Source organism: Aporhodopirellula rubra, from assembly GCF_014192335.1.
GTDB classification, from domain to species: domain Bacteria; phylum Planctomycetota; class Planctomycetia; order Pirellulales; family Pirellulaceae; genus Rhodopirellula; species Rhodopirellula rubra.
The window spans coordinates 123115-141441 of record NZ_JACHXU010000009.1; the positions used below are offsets into that span (position 1 = coordinate 123115).

The following is an 18327-nucleotide window of genomic DNA, read 5'->3' on the forward strand; positions in this document are numbered from 1 at the left end:
CGGAAATTTGCAAACAACCGTTTGCATCTGTTCCGAGCCCCCGCCTCACCAATTTGTTACTCACGCCTGCGAACAAGCCTCGCGAAGACGCGTTGCGAGAGCTTTAACAAATTTCCCACCTCGAGTCTCGACCTCCCATTACCCCGGTACCGATCCGGATTGCACGGTGGGGATGGAGACTTCCCTTCGCTCTTGTTAGGAGCCGACAACGATGATGTGTCAAGGAAATCCATTGACCCGCTCGGGCCTGTTTGGACGTCGCGGTTTTTTAATGGCTGGTGCCGCCGGTGGGCTAGGCCTTTCACTACCGGATTTTCTAATGCGGCGAGCGGCCGCTGAACTCAAACAATACGAGTTCATCAAGGCGCGAGCAAAAAGTGTCATCCATATCTATTTGCCTGGCGGGATGGCGCAGCAGGAATCATGGGACCCCAAACCTTACAGCCCTCTTGAATACCGCGGCGAACTCGGCACGACGAAGACCAACACCGGTGAGGTGATCTGCAATTCGATGCCCAAGTTGGCCAACCAAGCGGATAAGTACTGTGTCATCCGTTCGATGACGCACGGTGAAGCAGCCCATGAACGGGGAACACACAATATGTTCACGGGCTACAAACCGAGCCCGGCATTGCAGTACCCGAGTTTCGGTGCGGTGGTCAGCCACGAATACGGGCCACGCAATAACTTACCGGCCTACATCTGTATCCCGAATGTCCCCAACGAATTCGCGGGAACGGGTTATCTGCCGAGTAGTTATGGCGGATTCGCGTTGGGTGCCGATCCGGCACGTGACGACTTCCAAGTTCGCGACTTGAATCTCGCCAGTGGCGTCGACGCCGAACGTTTCGTTCGTCGCAAAGCGGCACTCGAAAAGATCAACCAACGGTTCGTCTCAATGACGGCCGCGGACAACATCGGCGCGATGAACACGTTTTACGAGCGTGCCTACGACTTGCTCGACACGCCCGCCGCGAAGGAAGCGTTCGATCTCACGAAGGAAGACGGCAAGATGCGTGACCGCTATGGTCGCAATCAAGCGGGTGCGAGAATGTTGATGGCACGGCGGTTAGTCGAAGCCGGGTCACGCCTGGTGACGCTGACATACGGCAGCTGGGACATGCACAACAACATCACCGGCGGCATTAACGGCCAAATGCCCGCTTTCGATCAGGGCCTCTCGGTATTGCTCGAAGACTTGAGCGAACGCGGGATGTTGGACGAAACGCTGGTCATGGTCAGCAGCGAATTCGGACGGACGCCGAAAATCAACAACGACGCAGGTCGCGATCACTGGCCGAAGGTATTCAGCGTCATGTTGGCTGGTGGCGGCGTCAAAGGCGGCATGATCCACGGGGCGTCCGACGCAACCGCGACGGAACCTGAATCAGATCCGGTTTCGCCCGCTGACTTGGCAACGACGATGTACCACCTGCTGGGAATCGTCGCGGACAAAGAACTCATGGCCCCCGGTGCCCGACCGATCGAAATCGTCGACGGCGGCAAGATCATCCAAAACATCATCAGCTAAGCAGGAGTATCTCAGATGCGAATGATCTCCCTCGGCCTCTTGTTTCGGCGTCCCTTGCTTCAGCGTCCCGTCGCTACTGCCACACTATTGGCCGCCGCATTTTCACTCGGGTTGTTTTCTCCCGCGATGGCGGCGTTTCCGATCGTCACCTATCACCAACCTCTCGGTGTAACGCGTGGCGGAGAAGCAACCGTTGTCCTGCATGGCGACCGACTCTCCGATGCACGTGAAGTCTTGTTCGACCAACCGGGCATCGAAGTTCTTGAGTGCAAACCGATCGACAACAAATCGGTCGAACTGAAGGTCAAAACCGAAGCGACGCTTTCGCCAGGCATGTATTCGTTTCGGGTCGTCACCGCGAGCGGTGCAACGAACCTAAGATTTCTCAGCGTGGGCACCATGCCGACGGTCGACGAGGTCGAGCCGAACAACGACTTTGCATCGCCGCAAGAAATTGCGATGAATCATACCGTTGAAGGAAACGTGGACCGCGAAGACGTCGACTGCTATCGCGTTTCGCTCAAGGCGGGCCAAAAACTAACAGTCGAAATTGAAGGAATCCGCCATCGATGGAGCCTGAACAACCGCGACATCCTCGATCCCTACATCGCCATCCTCGACGAAAAGCGATTCGAAGTCGCGGTCAGCGATGATTCGATGCTGTTCCAACAAGACGGTGTTTGTTCCTACACACCGGAAGAAGACGGCCAATACACGATCCTCGTCCGAGACAGCTCGTTCCTCGGCCAACGCAACATCTGCCGCTATCGGTTGCATGTCGGTTCTTTCCCAAGGCCGACCACGGTGATTCCGTCAGGCGGAGTCCAGGGCGAAGTGCTCAAGGCGAAATTGATTGATATCGACGGAACCATCACAGACGCTACGGTGCAATTGCCGACCGATTTAATCACGGCAAAGAACAGTGCCGCGTCACCGACTCAGCCATACCCGGTGATCACTGAGGATGCCTCTGGGATCTCGCCATCGCCGAACTGGATCCGCGTCGGCAATCTTCCGATCGTGACCGAGGTTGAACCCAACAACGATCACCGCAACGCTCCCGAATGCACCGTTCCAGCTTTGTTATGCGGCGTCATTGGCGAACCAGGTGATTTCGATTGCTTTGCGTTTAATTGCAAGAAGGGCGAAAAGTATCTCGTCAAACTCTACGCACGCGAGACGCTCCGTTCGCCTCTCGATGGCGTCATGAACGTGTTTGACGACAATGGCAAAACAATCAAAAGCAGTGACGACAGCGGTGGAAAGCTTGATGGCTTCTTTGACTTTACTGCCGCCAGCGATTCGAAACACACGATTCGCATTTACGATCACCTGCGTGGTGGCAGCCCACTGCACAATTACTTAATCGAGGTCAGTCGGCTCGAACCGAGCTTCAGCATCGATCTGAAAGAACTGCGTCGCGACGAAGCGATGATTGTCCCGGTTCCCGTCGGCGGCAACGGCGCGATGATGGTGCAAGTCAAACGAGATCAATTCAACGAAGAGATCTCACTCGCGTTGGAAGGTTTGCCGGAGGGTGTTACCGCTCAAACGTTCCCCATCCCCGCCGGTCGGGTTGAAATCCCGGTCGTGTTCACCGCGGCGGCGGACGCAAAAATCACTGGGGCCTTCTTCGACATCCTGGGCGAAGGCAAACGGGGCGATGAAGTCGTTTCAGCGGATTTGCAGCAATATCATAAAATCGTTCTCGGTCAGAACCGACGTGCCATGTTGGAACATTCGACGCCGAAGGCGGTCATGGCGGTTTGCGATGCGATGCCGTTTACGATCGAACTCGTACAACCGAAAACTCCGGTGCTCCGACGTGGTAGCAAAGAATTGGTCGTTCGCATCGAACGCAACGAGGGTTTCGAAAATGCGGTTTACCTCAAGACGCTCTACAACCCACCGGGCGTCGGTGTGAACAACAGCCGAAAGATCGACAAAGGTCAAACCGAAGTCCACATCCCAATCACCGCCAACCAAAACGCAGCGATGGGGACATGGCCGATGGTGATGCAGGTCAGCTACGGCACGAAGCTCGGCACCCAAACGGTTGCAACGGCACCGATCATGCTCGACGTTGAAGACTCCGTTTTCGACTTCAAATTCCCACGGGCTGCCGCCGAAACGGGTAGCGAAACTCCATTGTCGATCACGATGGAAAAGATTCGTGACATCAAAGGGGAAATGGAAGTCCAGCTCGTCGGCCTTCCCAACGGAGTGACGTGCGACGCGGCATCCCAAAAGGTAACGCTCGAAAGCACGACGGTCACCTTCCCATTGAAGATCGCCGCTGATGCCAAGACCGGCCTGCACAAAACACTCAATGTCCAGACACGAATCAGTCGAGACGGTGAAACGATGATCCAAACCAACGGCACCGGAGAGATCCGCATCGACAAACCGGTCGTCAAGAAGACGCCAGCGGCTGAACCAGAGAAGAAGGCTGCTCCGCCTCAACCAAAGACCGATGCCCCTCCGAAACCACTCAGCCGACTCGAACAGCTTCGCCAAGAAAAGGAATCCTCATGATTCGATCTAGCCGTGTCGTCAACCGACACAGTCGCGCTGCGAGTTCGTATGTGCACGGAAACCATTTTGCGGGCTCCCGCAGTCAAAACGTCAACCTAGCGTTGCTGTACTTGGCCACGTTGGTCGCCTGCGTCGTTCTCTCGCGTACCGCCTCGGCGGCCTCACCCGACGCGTCCGTTTCGAAACCGGACCCGCGCAAGACGATCCAGATGGACGTCTACCCAGAGACGATTTCACTCAATTCCGGCGCCGATTTCCAATCCTTCATCGCCGTGTTGCGACGCGACGATGGTGTGACGCTCGACATTTCCGACCGGGTCCGATGGACGGTTGAGAATCCAGCGATGGCGAAGATCGACGGTCACATTTTGCGTCCGCTCGCCGACGGTGAAACTGTCTTGGCGGGACGATACGAAGGCGGCTTGGTTCGCGTCCCGGTCAAAGTTGAAAACGCTGCAGCCAATCCACCGATCAGTTTCGCCAAAGACGTGATGCCGGTGCTAACCCGTTCGGGCTGCAACACGGGTTCCTGCCACGGTGCGGCACGCGGGAAGGATGGATTTCGCCTCAGCCTGTTCGGCTTTGACCCGCAAGGCGATTACCAACGGATCACCCGCGAGATCGGCGTTCGCCGGATCAACATAGCATTGCCCGCCGAGAGCCTGTTTCTGAAGAAAGCGATCGGCGCGGTTCCACACACCGGTGGAAAACTATTCGATGTCGACAGCGACTATTACGCGACGTTGCATCGATGGTTGCAATCGGGTGCTAAGAACGATCCTGCCGACGCACAACCACCGGCGGTCACGTCAGTTGAAATCTATCCGAAACAAGCCGTGCTCGAAGGCGATGCGGCGGTGCAGCGTATGGTAGCCGTCGCGACCTACGCCGACGGAACCACCCGCGACCTCAGTCGCTTGGCGGCGTTTTCGACCAACAATTCATCCGTCGCTTCGATCGAACAGGATGGCGTGGTGACGGCGCACTCGCGAGGCGAAGCGTTTGTGATGGCGAGGTTTGACACGCACACCGTCGGCAGCCAAATCCTCACCCTGCCGGCGAACCTTGAGTACACACCGCCGCCTTCGCAACCGAGCAATTACGTCGATGAACTCGTCGACAAAAAGCTGCAACAACTCCGGATTCTTCCGAGTGGCCCATGCACGGACGAAGAGTTTATCCGCCGATTGACGATTGACGTCACGGGATTGCTGCCGACCGACGAAGAAGTCCTCCGGTTCACGGCGGACACGGCACCCGACAAACGCGAGGCACTGGTCGATCAACTACTCAGCCGTAAAGAATTCAGTGAAATTTGGGCGATGAAGTTCGCTCAACTGCTGATGATCAAGAGCGACAACACGGTCAGCAAGAAGTCCGCGTTGCTTTACGCGAATTGGCTGATTGACCAATTCGCTCGCAACGTCCCGATCAACCAAATGGTGCACGATCTTTTAACGAGCACCGGTGGCACGTTCGGCGAACCAGCAACGAACTTCTACCAGATCGAACGCGACACTCTTAAAACGTCTGAGAATGTCGCTCAGGTGTTCATGGGCATCCGGACTCAGTGCGCCCAATGTCATAACCATCCGTTCGATCGATGGACAATGGATGACTACTACGGCTTCGCCGCATTCTTTGCCCAAGTAGGCCGCAAACAGGCCGAAGACTATCGCGAACAGATCGTCTTCAACCAGTTCGGTGGCGAAACGAAACATCCCGTCACCAACCAAAACGTGGCTCCGAAACTACTCGGCGGCCCGACACCGGAAACGCGTGGAAAGGATCGACGCGAAGTGCTGGCCGACTGGCTGGTTTCGCCCGAAAACCCGTACTTCGCAACGAGCATCGCGAACCGAGTTTGGGCACACTACATGGGTGTGGGTATCGTCGATCAAGTCGACGATGTTCGTGTCAGCAATCCGGCGACCAACCCTGAACTGTTGGAAAAGCTCGGTAAAAAGCTGATCGAATACAACTACGACTTCCGCAAATTGGTGCGAGACATTTGTGTCAGCCGTGCCTACGCACGGAGCTGCCAAACCAACGAAACCAATGCTCACGACACGCGAAATTACGCCCACGCGGTCATCCGCCGGATTCCTGCGGAAAGCCTGCTCGACTGCATCTGCCAAGTCACCGAATCGGACGAAAAATTCACTGGCCTTCCCCTGGGAAGTCGTGCGGTCCAGATCGCGGACGGAGCGGTCTCGAACTACTTCTTAAACACGTTCGGTCGATCGCCACGGACAACCGTTTGCGATTGCGAAGCCACAACCGATCCCTCGCTTTCACAAGCGTTGCACTTACTCAACGGGGCAACGGTTTCGCAAAAGATCACGGCGGGGAAAGTCATCAATAAATGGATCGAACAGGAAAAGCTCGAGCACGATCAAGTCCTCGATCGGATCTACCTCCGCTCACTGAGTCGGATGCCTGATCCAGAAGAACGCGAAGCAGTTCACACGATGCTCGCCGAAAAAGACGCGAACGCTCAGCAAGTGTTCGAAGACGTGTTTTGGGCCGTGCTCAACGGTCGCGAATTTGTATTCAATCACTGAGTCAAACAACATGAATTTCTTTCGATTGCTCGCGGCCACGACGTTTGGTCTTTGCTCCACGGGCGTGATGGCGGCGGACGCAAAAACCACCGACGGCGCGCCCGCAAAAGTGACGTACGAAGACGACGTCAAACCGATTTTCCGTCAACACTGCATGACCTGTCACAACCAAAGCGACAAGCGTGGCGGATTGGCGATCGACTCCTACGCGGCGTTGATGGAAGGCGGTGGCAGTGGTGAGGTCGTCTATGACGATGGCGACATCGACGCCAGCCGGTTGTGGCAACTCGTCAACCATGACGACACGCCCGTGATGCCTCCCGAGCAACCCAAGATCGCCGCGGAACAACTCGCGATTCTGAAAGCGTGGATCGAAGGCGGCGTGCTCGAGAACTCCGGCAGCAAGGCGAAAGCGAAAAAGAAAAACGCGTTGGCGTTTGCAGCCCCGTCGACCGGAAAGCCAGACGGACCACCACCGATGCCCGCCGCGCTGCCACAGAAGGTCCCCGTCGCGACCGAACGCGCCTCCGCCGTGACGGCCATCGGCGTCAGCCCCTGGGCACCATTGATTGCGGTCGCCGGACAAAAACAGATCGTGCTGTACCACGCCGAAACGGCCGAACTACTCGGCATCCTTCCATTCGACGAAGGGATCGCACAATCGTTGCGATTCAGTCGCGATGGCCGATACCTCATCGCCGGTGGCGGCGAACACAGCGTGCGCGGGATCGCGGCGGTTTACGAAATCGAAAAGGGAACCCGCGTCGCTACCGTGGGTGACGAGTACGATGTCGTGTTCGACGCCGATTGCAATGACAAACTTTCGCGGATTGCATTGGGTGGCCCGCAAAAAATGCTGCGGATCTTCGACGCGACCGACGGCTCGCTGCTGTTCGATCTCAAGAAACACACCGACTGGATCTACTCGGTCGCCTTCAGCCCCGATGGCGTACTAGTCGCGTCGGCTGATCGCAGCGGTGGGCTCGTCGTCTGGGAAGCCGACACGGGCCGGCAATTCCTCGATCTGACCGATCACAAAGGTGCCGTGAATTCTCTTTCGTGGCGTGACGACTCCAACGTTCTGGCCAGCGCCAGTGACGACGGCACGGTCAAGCTTTGGGACATGATCGCAGGCAAAGCGATTAAATCGATTAACGTTGGCGGCGGTGCTGTGATGGCGGTTCGGTTCGACCATAAAGGGCAACTCGTTACCGCATCGAAAGATCACAGAGTCCGGTTGTGGGATCCATCGGGAAACAAGATTCAGGAGTTCCCGCCAATGTCCGATGCGGTACTCGAAGCGGCGATCACACACGATTCGAGCCACGTGGTTTATGGCGATTGGACGGGCACAGTCCAACTGACCTCGATCGCCGATCCAGCCGCCACCAAACCGTTAGCCGCCAATCCGCCACCCGCGGCGGAACGACTCAAAGCGGTTGAGCAAACACTCGCGTCGATCCGCACGCAACTCGAGCCGTTGGCGAAATCACAACAGGATTTCAAAGCGAAACTCGACGCCGCCGAAAAATCGCTCGCCGAAGCCGATGCGGCTCACAAGGCTGTCGTTGCCGAGATCCAACAGAGCCAGGCGAAAGAACAGTCTCTCCGCGAACAGGCAACACAACTGAACGCAAAACTGCCCGGCATGGTCACGACATCCCGCGACCTGCATGACGCCGTGATTGCGACACGCTTGTCTCTCGGCGACGCTCCTGACGCAGCGAAGATCGAATCGGTCGCCGCAGCGGAAGCTAACCTTGCGAACCATTTAACCCAAATCGCACAAGCCCGACGTGACGCGGTCAACCGAATCGCTCAGGCCGAAGCGGAAAAGACACGCACCTCGGAATTGACGACCAAGGTGAAACCCGCTGAAGAGCAGATCGCTCAGAAACGCGGCGAAGTGGAGACCGCCAAGAAAGCGTTCGAGCAGGCCAAACAAGCTCACGATGCAGTCGCGGCACAAATGAGCGAGCAAGAGAAGAAGAAACAGGCACTCGCCGCTGCGGTGCAGTAGCGGCACTCGGGAGTGACCGCACGACGCCTGTCTCGGTCGCGAACTTATTCCTATCTGGAACCTATTCCAATCGCGAGCCTATCCCGATCACGTACCGGTGTAACGCTGGTCCGGATCGGGCAAGCCTCTCACGAGGCGGCTACGTCGACGCGGTTTTTGACCTGCCAAAGCACACCGGCGCGGCGGATCGTCGGGACCAATTCGCTTCGCAATTCTTGATTGGGCAGCGTGCCACGCAAGATAATCGCGGTGTTCTCGACCGTCACTTGCAAACGGGCCGCGTAGGCACCGAGCCGTTCGTGGACGCGAATCATGGAATTGATCCGATTCAGACTGCGATTTGCGCGATTATTGCTTTCACTTGAAGTATCCATCTCTCGACTCGTCACTTGAATGAAGATGTAAGGTACTGATCCATAACTTAGTAGCGGAAAACGGGCGGCATTCGTGACATAAAAAGCCGCAAATTCGCTCACATTTTCCGATCAAGGGATCCAAGTCACTTTCTCATTGACGAGCCGTAAAGGCATATCGCGTGCCGATTAGTAGATCAGCATCGAATTTTACGTGTGTACCACGATGTCGCCGCAGTGAGCCGTTCCGACCGGTTCACGTGCGACAGACGATCGTGATCCTCAACGATGACTACCACTCTGGGTCATTGATCACTTCTTTGCCTGCTCGGGTGAGCAGCTTTTTGAACAGCTCAGGATCGGTGCTGCGGGTTACAAATCGGATCGCACCGTCGGCGAGCGCCACGTGAAAGCCGCCCTCTCGAGCATTGCCCAAATTTCGCATCGGGTTTTCGAGATCGATTTCAATGTCCTCAGGTTTCGACCACACGACGGCGGCATCTGGATTGACCTCGACGACAAGAATCGAATTGCTCAACCCATCGAGGAAATCACGAAACGCGGTTTTCTTCAGAGGACGCATTCCCATGTCGTCGCCGACAACGCCTTGAACAATCGTCATCCCAGGCGGAAGAGGCACGCCGGGTGCCTCATAAACGGCGGGCAACTTCTTTGATAACGGAAGATTGTGCTCGCTATCCCAAGGTTCATCGAGGTGAAACTGTTGATACAACTCTTGTTCTTCGAGGAATGGCAGGAGCGCGACTCGCCAACTCAATAACGGCTTACCGTCGTCGTCGGTGATCGCTGAAGGAGGCAACTGTCGATACGCCGCATGGTAATTGTGAAACGCCAACAAGACCTGTTTGAGGTTGTTCGAACCACTCATCCTTCGGGCGGCTTCGCGAGCTGCCTGCACGGCTGGGAGCAACAGACCGACTAAAACTCCGGTCGTCGCGATGCCGACTTCCGATTCCAGCTCGATCGCGACTTCGTCACCTTGCAGTTTCGGTTTTAAAGATTGCGTGATCATGTCGGCCATTCGGTTGGCGTATCGATCGGTCGCCTGACGCATCGCGTTGGATTGATCAGTCGAGGCCAAATTGCGATTGATCTCGGCGATAGCGAGCACTCGGGCGGCCATAATCGAGTCGATCAAAATTGATTCGATGCGCTGCGCGGCAACCTCATCGGTTCCCATCAACGCAATTCGCAGATTGCCCGAATCATCGGTGAAGTCGGCGTGAATTTTGATCGCCTCGGTGAGGCCAGGAATTTGAGCGAGTGGTTGCAGGTCCGGGGCGAGTTCGTTCGCATTCTGCATCGCGACCCCACTGAGAATGGGACGAACCTGCTCGGTCACCACCGCGATAGTCAGTCCAGATGAATGCGACATTGTTCGCAACAACATCGGGAGTTCGCCGGCACCGTTGTCGGAATCGAGCATCCCTTGAAGGTAGCCTGCCATCCCGACATACAACGTCCTCGCGTTGATCATAGAAATGACTGTTCCGGGCGGGCCCTCAATCTCGTAGGCGGTATGATCGCCGATTGGTACCTCATCCGGAGAGGCATCGATGGATTCACGCAATCGCGCGAAGTTGATCTTATCGGTGAACTGAGTGATCGCACCGAACTCCGGTTGCATCGTCTGTGGATTGAGCGAGATCACCAATTTGATCTCGCTGACATCGAACGGATCGATCCCCATCCCTTCAATCATTTGCACCCGCAACACCTCGACGGGAAACATCTCCACCATCGGGTTGTTAAACCAACTCGCCGGCGACAAAACGACTGCAGCCAAAGCGTCATCAGGAACGTAGCGGCTGAGCGAGGAGGCCGGAGCGGCGGTCTCTTGAGCCGACGCCGAAGGAGCCAATTCCAAAGGTAAGAAGAGCGTTAGCGCGGCGGCAAACACACCTGCGGTGAACGCGGTAAGAGATCGTGTCATCATTTCATCCGGTGGAGAGTGAGAAGCGAACGGCGGGTTTGATGCCCCCGAACCGATTTTCAGTTTAACGAACCTGATTATGGCGGTGTGTGCCGAGGCAGCATGGCATTAAAAAAACCGCCGCAACCCGAAGGCAGCGGCGGTTTCGATGAATCGTTCAGCGGACGCGTCGCCCGATCTCACTCAAGCCGGCAAAACGCGATCCGATGGAACAGTGTCAGGTCGTCATTAGCATCCGTGACAAGGCGAGGCACTCACGGGAGCACCGCAACCGCCACAGCCGCTGTTGAGAACAGGGGCAGCCATCACAGGAGTCGAGTAGACAGGTGCGCCGCATCCGCCGCCCTGCATGATCGATGGTCCCGTGCTGATCACTCCGCCGCTGATGATGCCGGTCGAGGCACCGCTGCGACATGGGTGAATGGTTTCTTCGACCAAGGTTGGAACCATTTTGCAAACTTGGACGGTTTGCTCTTTGATCACGGTGTGAGGAACGTTGACGACGTACTCTTCGACTTGCTCTTCGGCGACTCGCTCGTAGCGTGTCGTTTGATAAGGCTCGACAGAGTACTCAGGCACGTTGTACGTGTAGCTGATTTCCTTCGTACGCTCTTCGGTCGAGTAGGTGACGTAAGGGATCGTTTCGGTTTTCGTGACCGTGTTGTACGTCAAAGTCTTTCGCATACGAGTGCGAGTTTCTTCGTTGTACTGAACGACTTTACGAGTCCGGGTGCGTGATTCATCGACGTAGTCGACGACTTGCTTGGTACCGGTACGAGTTTCCGGACGATAGGCAATCGTGGTGCATTCGTAAGGAACTTGCGTCGACTGCTGTTCGTAAACGGTGTAGTTAACGACTTGCGATTGTTTCGTGCTGCTCGTGACGGCGATCGTTTCGGTCGTCACGTTCGGGACCCAAACGCGTTTGGTCGTGGTAGTCGTTGTTGGGGCACAACTGGTTGCCACGGCGGGAGCCGAATAGCTCACGCTGCCGCCGCATCCGCCGTAACTGCCGCCACCGCATCCGCCACAAGACGAAACCTTCGCACATCCACCACAGGCTGAACGGCAACCGCAACCACAACCGCGACTGTGGCTGACGCCGCATCCGCTGCCGTAGCTAGCAGACGAACCACAACCGCTGCTGTAAACGACGTTGGTCGCGACAGGTGCGGCAGGGACTTCGATGACTTGCTCTTCCCAGTGGCCGTAGTCTTTGGTGACCGTTTTCATTTCGGTCGTTGGAACGTCGATTTGGATCGTTCGCGATTTGGTAACGGGCACGGCGTTGACGACCGTACGTGTCTTTTGCGTGGTAACGGGGTAAGGAACGTTGACGGTGTATGTGAAGGTTTCGTCGCGGAGACGTGGCACTTTCACGGTGTATTCTTCAGGAACGTCGACGAGGCTCGGCACGCGAACGGTGTACTCTTCAGGCACTTCCGACCACTGCGGGACGGTTTCGGTCACGTCGACGGTCTTTTCGCTCTTGTTGGGAACCAGAACCGTGTAAGTGATGGTTTTGGTATCGGTCTTAGGAACGTTCGTTACCGTGGTACGGTATTTTTCTTCGGTAACGGGAACCGTCTTGTAGATGGTTTTGGTGCGGAATCGCGTTTCCGGGCGAGTTTCCTGGACGGTGACCGGACGTGTTTCGGTGACGTAGGTCGGCTTCATCACGACGCGGTACGCCGTGGTGGGCTCGCAAAGTGTTTCCGGCGCGGGAACGCTGCTGACCGAGACCGAGGGTCCGTAGCTGGCGTTGACGCTGTAACTGCTAACCGATGGGACGACATAGCCTTGGCCACAACCTACCGCTCCGCCGCAGCCACTGCTGACAACGGTTGGCGAGGTGCCGCACGGATCCGAGCAACCACCACAGGGTTGGCATCGGGCCGCCGCGGTCGTCGCGTAGGAAGCGAGCATCGCAGTTGCGATACCCAAGAAGCGGGACATTGAATTCACTGCTGTGTTCCTCAAAGAGAGTTCATTAAAGCCGAAACGGCGAGACTTAGAGATCAAAACGAGATATAGAGCCAACTGCGCACACCACCCGTCAGGTGACAGACTAAACTGAACATTCGCCCATTCAATCTTCCAACCGGTATTTTCTGCGCAAAACAGCTAACCGACAAAAGTGTCGCGTCTTACCCAGGCTATTGCAATCGTCAGAATCCTGACAAATCTCACTATGCGGAAAAACCTCCCAGCCCCCGCAGTCCCTCACGCGACCGAGGATTCGGATTCAGGCTCAAGAGAAGGTTAAAAATCCCAGCGGTTTCCCCGCCCTCCGGACTTCAAAAGACATCTGCAAACGGTTCCAATTCGTGCCGAGTCTTTCCCAAAAACTCTTCCGCGATCCCGCCCGAAGGTAAACAGATGACTAGTGTCCCTTTCCGCTCAACAGCAGGTTTATATTTTGGGAATCGAGACGCCCGGTCGCTTTTCGAATTCGGCCTCTGCCTCGTCACGACGATTTCGTTGAGCATCGCCGCTGCGACCAGTTTTGCCGCCGGTCCCGGGCAGCCCGTGGTGGCTCGCGTTGAGATGAAATTCGCCACCGGCGAGGAAGTCGTCGACGTCATTTCCAAGGGCGATTTGCTGACGGTGGTGGAAGACCGGGGCGACGACTACGTCATCGTGACTCACGACGGGACACGCGGTGCGGTCGACAAAGTCAACGCGGTAGAACTAGCCGAATCGACGGGAATCTACACCGAATTGATCAAAGAATTCCCTAACGAGGGTCGCTATTACACGCTCCGAGCCTCGGCCTGGTGGGCTCTCGGAAAGCAAGACGAAGCCCTCGAGGATTTCAACACGGCGATCGACAAAGGTTACAAGGCGGCCCACGCCTACAGCAGCCGAGGGTTGTTCATGGCGGCGCGCGGTGAACACGCCGCGGCAATCGAAGACTACGACACGGCACTGAAGATTGACCCCGACGACATCACGCCGATGATCAATCGAGCGGCCGTGCACATGGGACAAGGCGAATACGAAAAAGCGATCGCTGACTACACGACGGCCCTCGAAGTTCGCAAAAACAACGCAGCACTCCTGCGTCAACGGGCGATCGCGTACAAGGCTGCCGGCCAGTATGACAAAGCCATCAAGGACTTCGACATGATTGTCGACGCCAACGCAGAAGACGTCGCGGCGATCATGGGACGCGGCTACATCCGATTCCAACAACAAGAATTTGCTGCCGCCGCGGCCGATTTCTCAGCAGCCTTGGAACTCAACGATGAGGATCCGGTCGCCTGGAACAACCGCGGCTACAACCGCTACCAACTCGGCAAAGCGGAGGCCGCGTTGGAGGATTACGACCGTGCGATCGAGTTGGCCCCGAACTACGCGCTCGCTCATCAAAACCGCGCCTGGCTGTTAGCGACGGCCGAAGACGAATCGCAACGCAACCCAACAGCCGCAATCGAATCCGCCGAAAAGGCATGCGAAATCAATGCCTATGGAAATATCGGAGACCTGTCGGCGCTCGCGGCCGCCTACGCCGCAGCGGGTCAATTCAAGGACGCCGTAGGATGGCAAGAGAAAGTCGTCGAGATCGCTCCGGCCGACGTTAAGACGTTCGCCGAAAAAATGCTGACGCGCTACCGAAACGAAAAGCCTTACATCTCCGACCCGGTCGCGGCCGAAAAAGCGGAACGCGAAGCCGCCGAAGCGGTCGCCCAAGCCGAAGCGGAGAAAAAGAACGAAGCGGCGATTAAAGAAGCCGCCGCCAAGCTGGAGCGAGAAGCAAAGAATAACGCGAAGGGTGAAATCGAGGTCGAGTGAGAGGCCGGGAATCGGAACCCATCACCGTTGCGAGAAACGCATCGCTTTTGCATCCAAACCTTCGCCGCACGTTACCGAGCGGCCACACAAACGGCATCTTTCGCGATCAGCAATCACGCGTCATGAGAGGTCTAGCTGCGAGAAGACCACCGCCATCGATTCCGCGTAGCCGTCGGGATCGCCCTGACAATCTTGCCACGCCTTCACCTTGGCTTCTTCGAATTCGATTGCCGCTTCCGGAGCCGAACGAAGATAATCTCGCAACCGCATGGTCTGTTGCAGCAACGGTGCCCCTTGGGTGACCGCGTAGACCTGGTGCGTGACTTCGCCGTGACGGGGCTTGTGCAGCGTGATCCGCCGCCCGCCGCCGCTGGGTGCCCACGATGGCGTTTCGACGGCGAGAAAGTTCAGACCTTCAATCAACGCCGCGGATTCATCCAAGTCGACGGGATCGGCGACGACAGCCACGGCATCGACCACTGGCCGAGCGATCAGCCCACTGATCGCGGTCGACCCGATGTGTTCGACGGCGACGACACGTCCCTCACAGCACTGCAGAATACTGCTGCGAGTTTGCTCAAACTCCTGCCGCCATCTCGCGTCGTGGTGCATCAAACGCACCCGCCCCGGTTCGTCATCTTCGTCGAAATGGTTGCCCAGCCAGTGAGGTTGCGTCAAAGTTTTACCCGTCTTCCTCAATCCGAAACTGATATTTGAAACGTGGGGGGCTGATTTCGATCAACGCCCGTCTCGGTTATAACCCCATGCCGAGGGCGAACGCGAGCGAGTCGTGAACGCCCACCGCTCATCCTCTCACCAGACACAATCGCCCGTGAATTCAAACGACACCACGAATTTGAACGCCACGTCCCCCTCTTCGGCATCCTCAACGAGTCAAGCCTTGGTGGGCGTCATTATGGGCAGTCGCAATGATTGGGACACCATGTCTGCGGCCTGCGAGATGTTATCTCAGCTTCAAGTCCCGTTTGAAAAATCCGTGGTATCCGCCCACCGCACGCCACAGCGAATGTTTGAGTACGCTCAGTCCGCCCGCAGTCGTGGTTTGCGAATCATCATCGCGGGAGCGGGCGGTGCGGCCCACCTGCCAGGCATGGTCGCCTCCGAAACGATCCTTCCGGTGATCGGGGTGCCGATTCAGAGTCGAGCCTTGCAGGGACTCGACTCGCTTCTTTCGATCGTCCAAATGCCCGGCGGTATCCCTGTCGCGACGATGTCGATCGGCAAGGCGGGGGCGAAGAACGCGGGGATTCTGGCCGCCCGCATGCTCGCCATGTCGGATGAAGAACTGGCGAGCCGCGTCGAAGCGTTCGTGCAAAAGCAGCACGATGACGTGATCGCGGGTGCGGACCTCAGCGACGTCTGACGAACTGCGTTCTCACCACTCCACTCGCCCCGTATTGAAGTCACGTTTTGAAGGAAGGCCCACGCGATATGAATTCGACTCTTGCCCCGATCCTGCCCGGATCCACGATCGGAATGGTCGGTGGCGGTCAACTCGGCCGCATGTTCGCCATCGCTGCGGCGAAACTCGGATACCGCGTTGGCGTGTTCTGCGGCAGCAGTGACGAACCTGCCGCGGACGTTGCCACCTTCACGGTTTGCGGCCCGCTCGAAGATCATTCCGCGATCGAAATTTTCGCCGATCGGTGCGACGTGATCACGCTCGAGTTCGAAAACATTCCCGCCGAAACGATCGCTGCTTGCGGGCGTCACGCGCCCACTTTTCCGGATGCCTCGGTGCTCGCGACCGCCCAAGATCGCTTGCTCGAAAAGTCGACGCTGCGTGACGCCGGGCTGCCGGTCACTCCGTTCATGCCGGTCGCCAACGCCGAGCAGGCCTGCGAGGCGGCCAAAGAATTCGGATGGCCGATCATCGTCAAAACGCAGCGAAGCGGTTACGACGGAAAAGGCCAACATCGCCTCAGCAGCGCCGACGAAGCCGAGGCTGTCGATTGGCAGGGCGGTGGCGACTGGATCGCCGAAGCAATGATCCATTTCGAACGGGAAGTTTCCGTCGTCGTGGCTCGACGTGCCGACGGCAAATCCACCACGTTCCCTGTCTTCGAGAATGATCACCGCAATCACATTCTCGACCTAACCACTCTCCCGGCCAACATCACACCCGAAACGGAAAACCGAGCACGAGAGATCGCGATCGAAGCGACCCGCTGCCTCGATGTGGTCGGCCTGTTGTGCGTTGAGATGTTCATCCAAAACATTGACGGCGAACAAAAGATTTACATCAACGAAGTCGCACCGCGGCCTCATAACTCGGGACACGTCACCATCGAGGCCTGCCACACGAGTCAATTCGAACAGCACGTCCGTGCCATCTGCGGGCTGCCTTTGGGAAACACTGATTTGATCGCACCGGCAGCCGGAATGATCAACTTATTGGGCGATCTTTGGGGCGAAAATGGTGCCCCACCGAATTGGCAGGCCGCACTCGCCGTCGACGGAGTCTCGCTGCATCTCTATGGAAAACACGCCGCCCGGCCCGGACGAAAAATGGGACACATGTCTGCCGTTGGCGATTCGCTCGATGATGTCACCGAGCGCTTGCACCGAGCCCGCAACGCCCTGCGTCAGTAATCGCAACCATCGCGAACCGCGGCTCCTGCTCCACACAAACGACACACCGAACATTCATTTCATCACGCCTGACCCTCTTTAAGAAAACGATTCCCCACATGAGTAGCGCCGTCCCCGCCAACACTTCCGACCGCCCCCACGACACGATGCGTGAGGTGCAAATCGAGTGTGGCTACTTGGAATCGAATCCCGCCAGCGTCCTGTATCGCAGCGGAAAGACGATCGTGTTGTGCACCGCATCGATCGAGCGCAACGTTCCACCTTGGATGGTCGGACGCGGCAAGGGATGGGTGACGGCGGAATACAACATGCTCCCCGGCAGCACGAGCCCGCGGAAACGACGCGAACGCGGCGGAAAAGTTGACGGCCGCACGACCGAAATCCAACGACTGATTGGCCGCAGCCTGCGTGCCGTCGTCGACTTGGAAGCCCTCGGCGAACGCTCCATTACCGTTGATTGTGATGTCCTGCAGGCCGACGGGGGAACCCGAACGGCGTCCATTACGGGTGGCTTCATCGCACTTTCGCTCGCCGTCGCTGAACTCGCAGCCAACCCCGATCCCGATCCAGAAGCGAAACCGGTCGTTGTCGCCGATGTGTTGCCACGCAGCGTCGCGGCCGTCAGCGTGGGAGTACTCAACGACGATGTCGTGTTGGACCTCGACTACGTCCTCGACTCCGCCGCCGATGTGGACATGAACGTTATCATGACCGGTGATGGCCGATTCATTGAAATCCAGGGCACCGGCGAAGAAGCGACGTTCGACGATGAACAACTCGCCCGCATGCTCAGCCTCGCCAAGAAAGGCATTCGCGAACTGACCGAACTTCAAAAAGCTGCGATCGGCTGAACCGCCCGCGCTGCGACGGCCAATGACACTCGCCGCTGCGAATCCCAAACGGCATCGCGAATCACAGCACGCCGTTTCCTTCGAAAAGGAACACCAATTCTTCTCGATGCC

The 18327-nt window shown here is 57.2% G+C and carries 12 protein-coding genes; 8 read left to right on the forward strand and 4 right to left on the reverse strand.

Annotation, left to right across the window (positions count from 1 at the left end):
* Positions 1–211 precede the first annotated feature (211 nt).
* Genes FHS27_RS13855 through FHS27_RS13870 form a run of 4 tightly spaced genes read left to right on the forward strand, consistent with a single transcriptional unit; the run spans position 212 to position 8650 of the window.
* Positions 212–1531, forward strand: a complete 1320-nt coding sequence (locus FHS27_RS13855; protein WP_184305514.1) for a DUF1501 domain-containing protein — start codon at positions 212–214, stop codon at positions 1529–1531.
* 15 nt (positions 1532–1546) lie between these two features.
* Positions 1547–4066, forward strand: a complete 2520-nt coding sequence (locus tag FHS27_RS13860; RefSeq protein WP_184305515.1) for a PPC domain-containing protein — start codon at positions 1547–1549, stop codon at positions 4064–4066.
* A complete protein-coding gene (locus FHS27_RS13865; protein ID WP_184305516.1) occupies positions 4063–6630 on the forward strand; it encodes a DUF1549 domain-containing protein in 2568 nt (855 codons plus the stop codon). Before FHS27_RS13860 ends, FHS27_RS13865 begins: the two co-directional genes overlap by 4 nt.
* 10 nt (positions 6631–6640) lie before the next feature.
* Positions 6641–8650, forward strand: coding sequence for a c-type cytochrome domain-containing protein (locus tag FHS27_RS13870; RefSeq protein ID WP_184305517.1), 2010 nt, complete (start codon positions 6641–6643; stop codon positions 8648–8650).
* Between the two features lie 128 nt (positions 8651–8778).
* On the opposite strand, the gene FHS27_RS13875 is transcribed toward FHS27_RS13870, so the two are convergent.
* The 3 genes from FHS27_RS13875 to FHS27_RS13885 form a co-directional block, all read right to left on the reverse strand.
* A complete protein-coding gene (locus FHS27_RS13875) occupies positions 8779–8964 on the reverse strand; it encodes a hypothetical protein (protein WP_009096401.1) in 186 nt (61 codons plus the stop codon).
* 331 nt (positions 8965–9295) lie between these two features.
* Positions 9296–10957, reverse strand: a complete 1662-nt coding sequence (locus FHS27_RS13880; protein ID WP_246419757.1) for a DUF1559 domain-containing protein — start codon at positions 10955–10957, stop codon at positions 9296–9298.
* Positions 10958–11185: 228 nt separating this feature from the next.
* Positions 11186–12913, reverse strand: coding sequence for a ferredoxin (locus tag FHS27_RS13885; protein WP_246419799.1), 1728 nt, complete (start codon positions 12911–12913; stop codon positions 11186–11188).
* Positions 12914–13336: 423 nt separating this feature from the next.
* On the opposite strand from FHS27_RS13885, the gene FHS27_RS13890 reads away from it, so the two are divergent.
* A complete protein-coding gene (locus FHS27_RS13890; RefSeq protein WP_184305519.1) occupies positions 13337–14752 on the forward strand; it encodes a tetratricopeptide repeat protein in 1416 nt (471 codons plus the stop codon).
* A 120-nt stretch (positions 14753–14872) separates the two neighbouring features.
* On the opposite strand, the gene FHS27_RS13895 is transcribed toward FHS27_RS13890, so the two are convergent.
* The gene (locus tag FHS27_RS13895; RefSeq protein WP_184305520.1) at positions 14873–15430 is read right to left on the reverse strand and encodes a GrpB family protein; all 558 of its coding nucleotides are present in this window, start codon (positions 15428–15430) and stop codon (positions 14873–14875) included.
* 238 nt (positions 15431–15668) lie between these two features.
* Between FHS27_RS13895 and purE the strand changes: the two genes are divergently transcribed.
* The 3 genes from purE (at position 15669) to rph (ending at position 18216) form a co-directional block, all read left to right on the forward strand.
* Positions 15669–16136: a 5-(carboxyamino)imidazole ribonucleotide mutase gene (purE, locus tag FHS27_RS13900; protein WP_184305633.1), complete on the forward strand. Its 468-nt coding sequence runs from the start codon at positions 15669–15671 to the stop codon at positions 16134–16136.
* 68 nt (positions 16137–16204) lie between these two features.
* Positions 16205–17365, forward strand: a complete 1161-nt coding sequence (locus FHS27_RS13905; protein WP_184305521.1) for a 5-(carboxyamino)imidazole ribonucleotide synthase — start codon at positions 16205–16207, stop codon at positions 17363–17365.
* A 98-nt stretch (positions 17366–17463) separates the two neighbouring features.
* Complete coding sequence (rph, locus tag FHS27_RS13910; RefSeq protein ID WP_184305522.1) at positions 17464–18216, forward strand: ribonuclease PH; 753 nt, start codon at positions 17464–17466, stop codon at positions 18214–18216.
* Positions 18217–18327 lie beyond the last annotated feature (111 nt).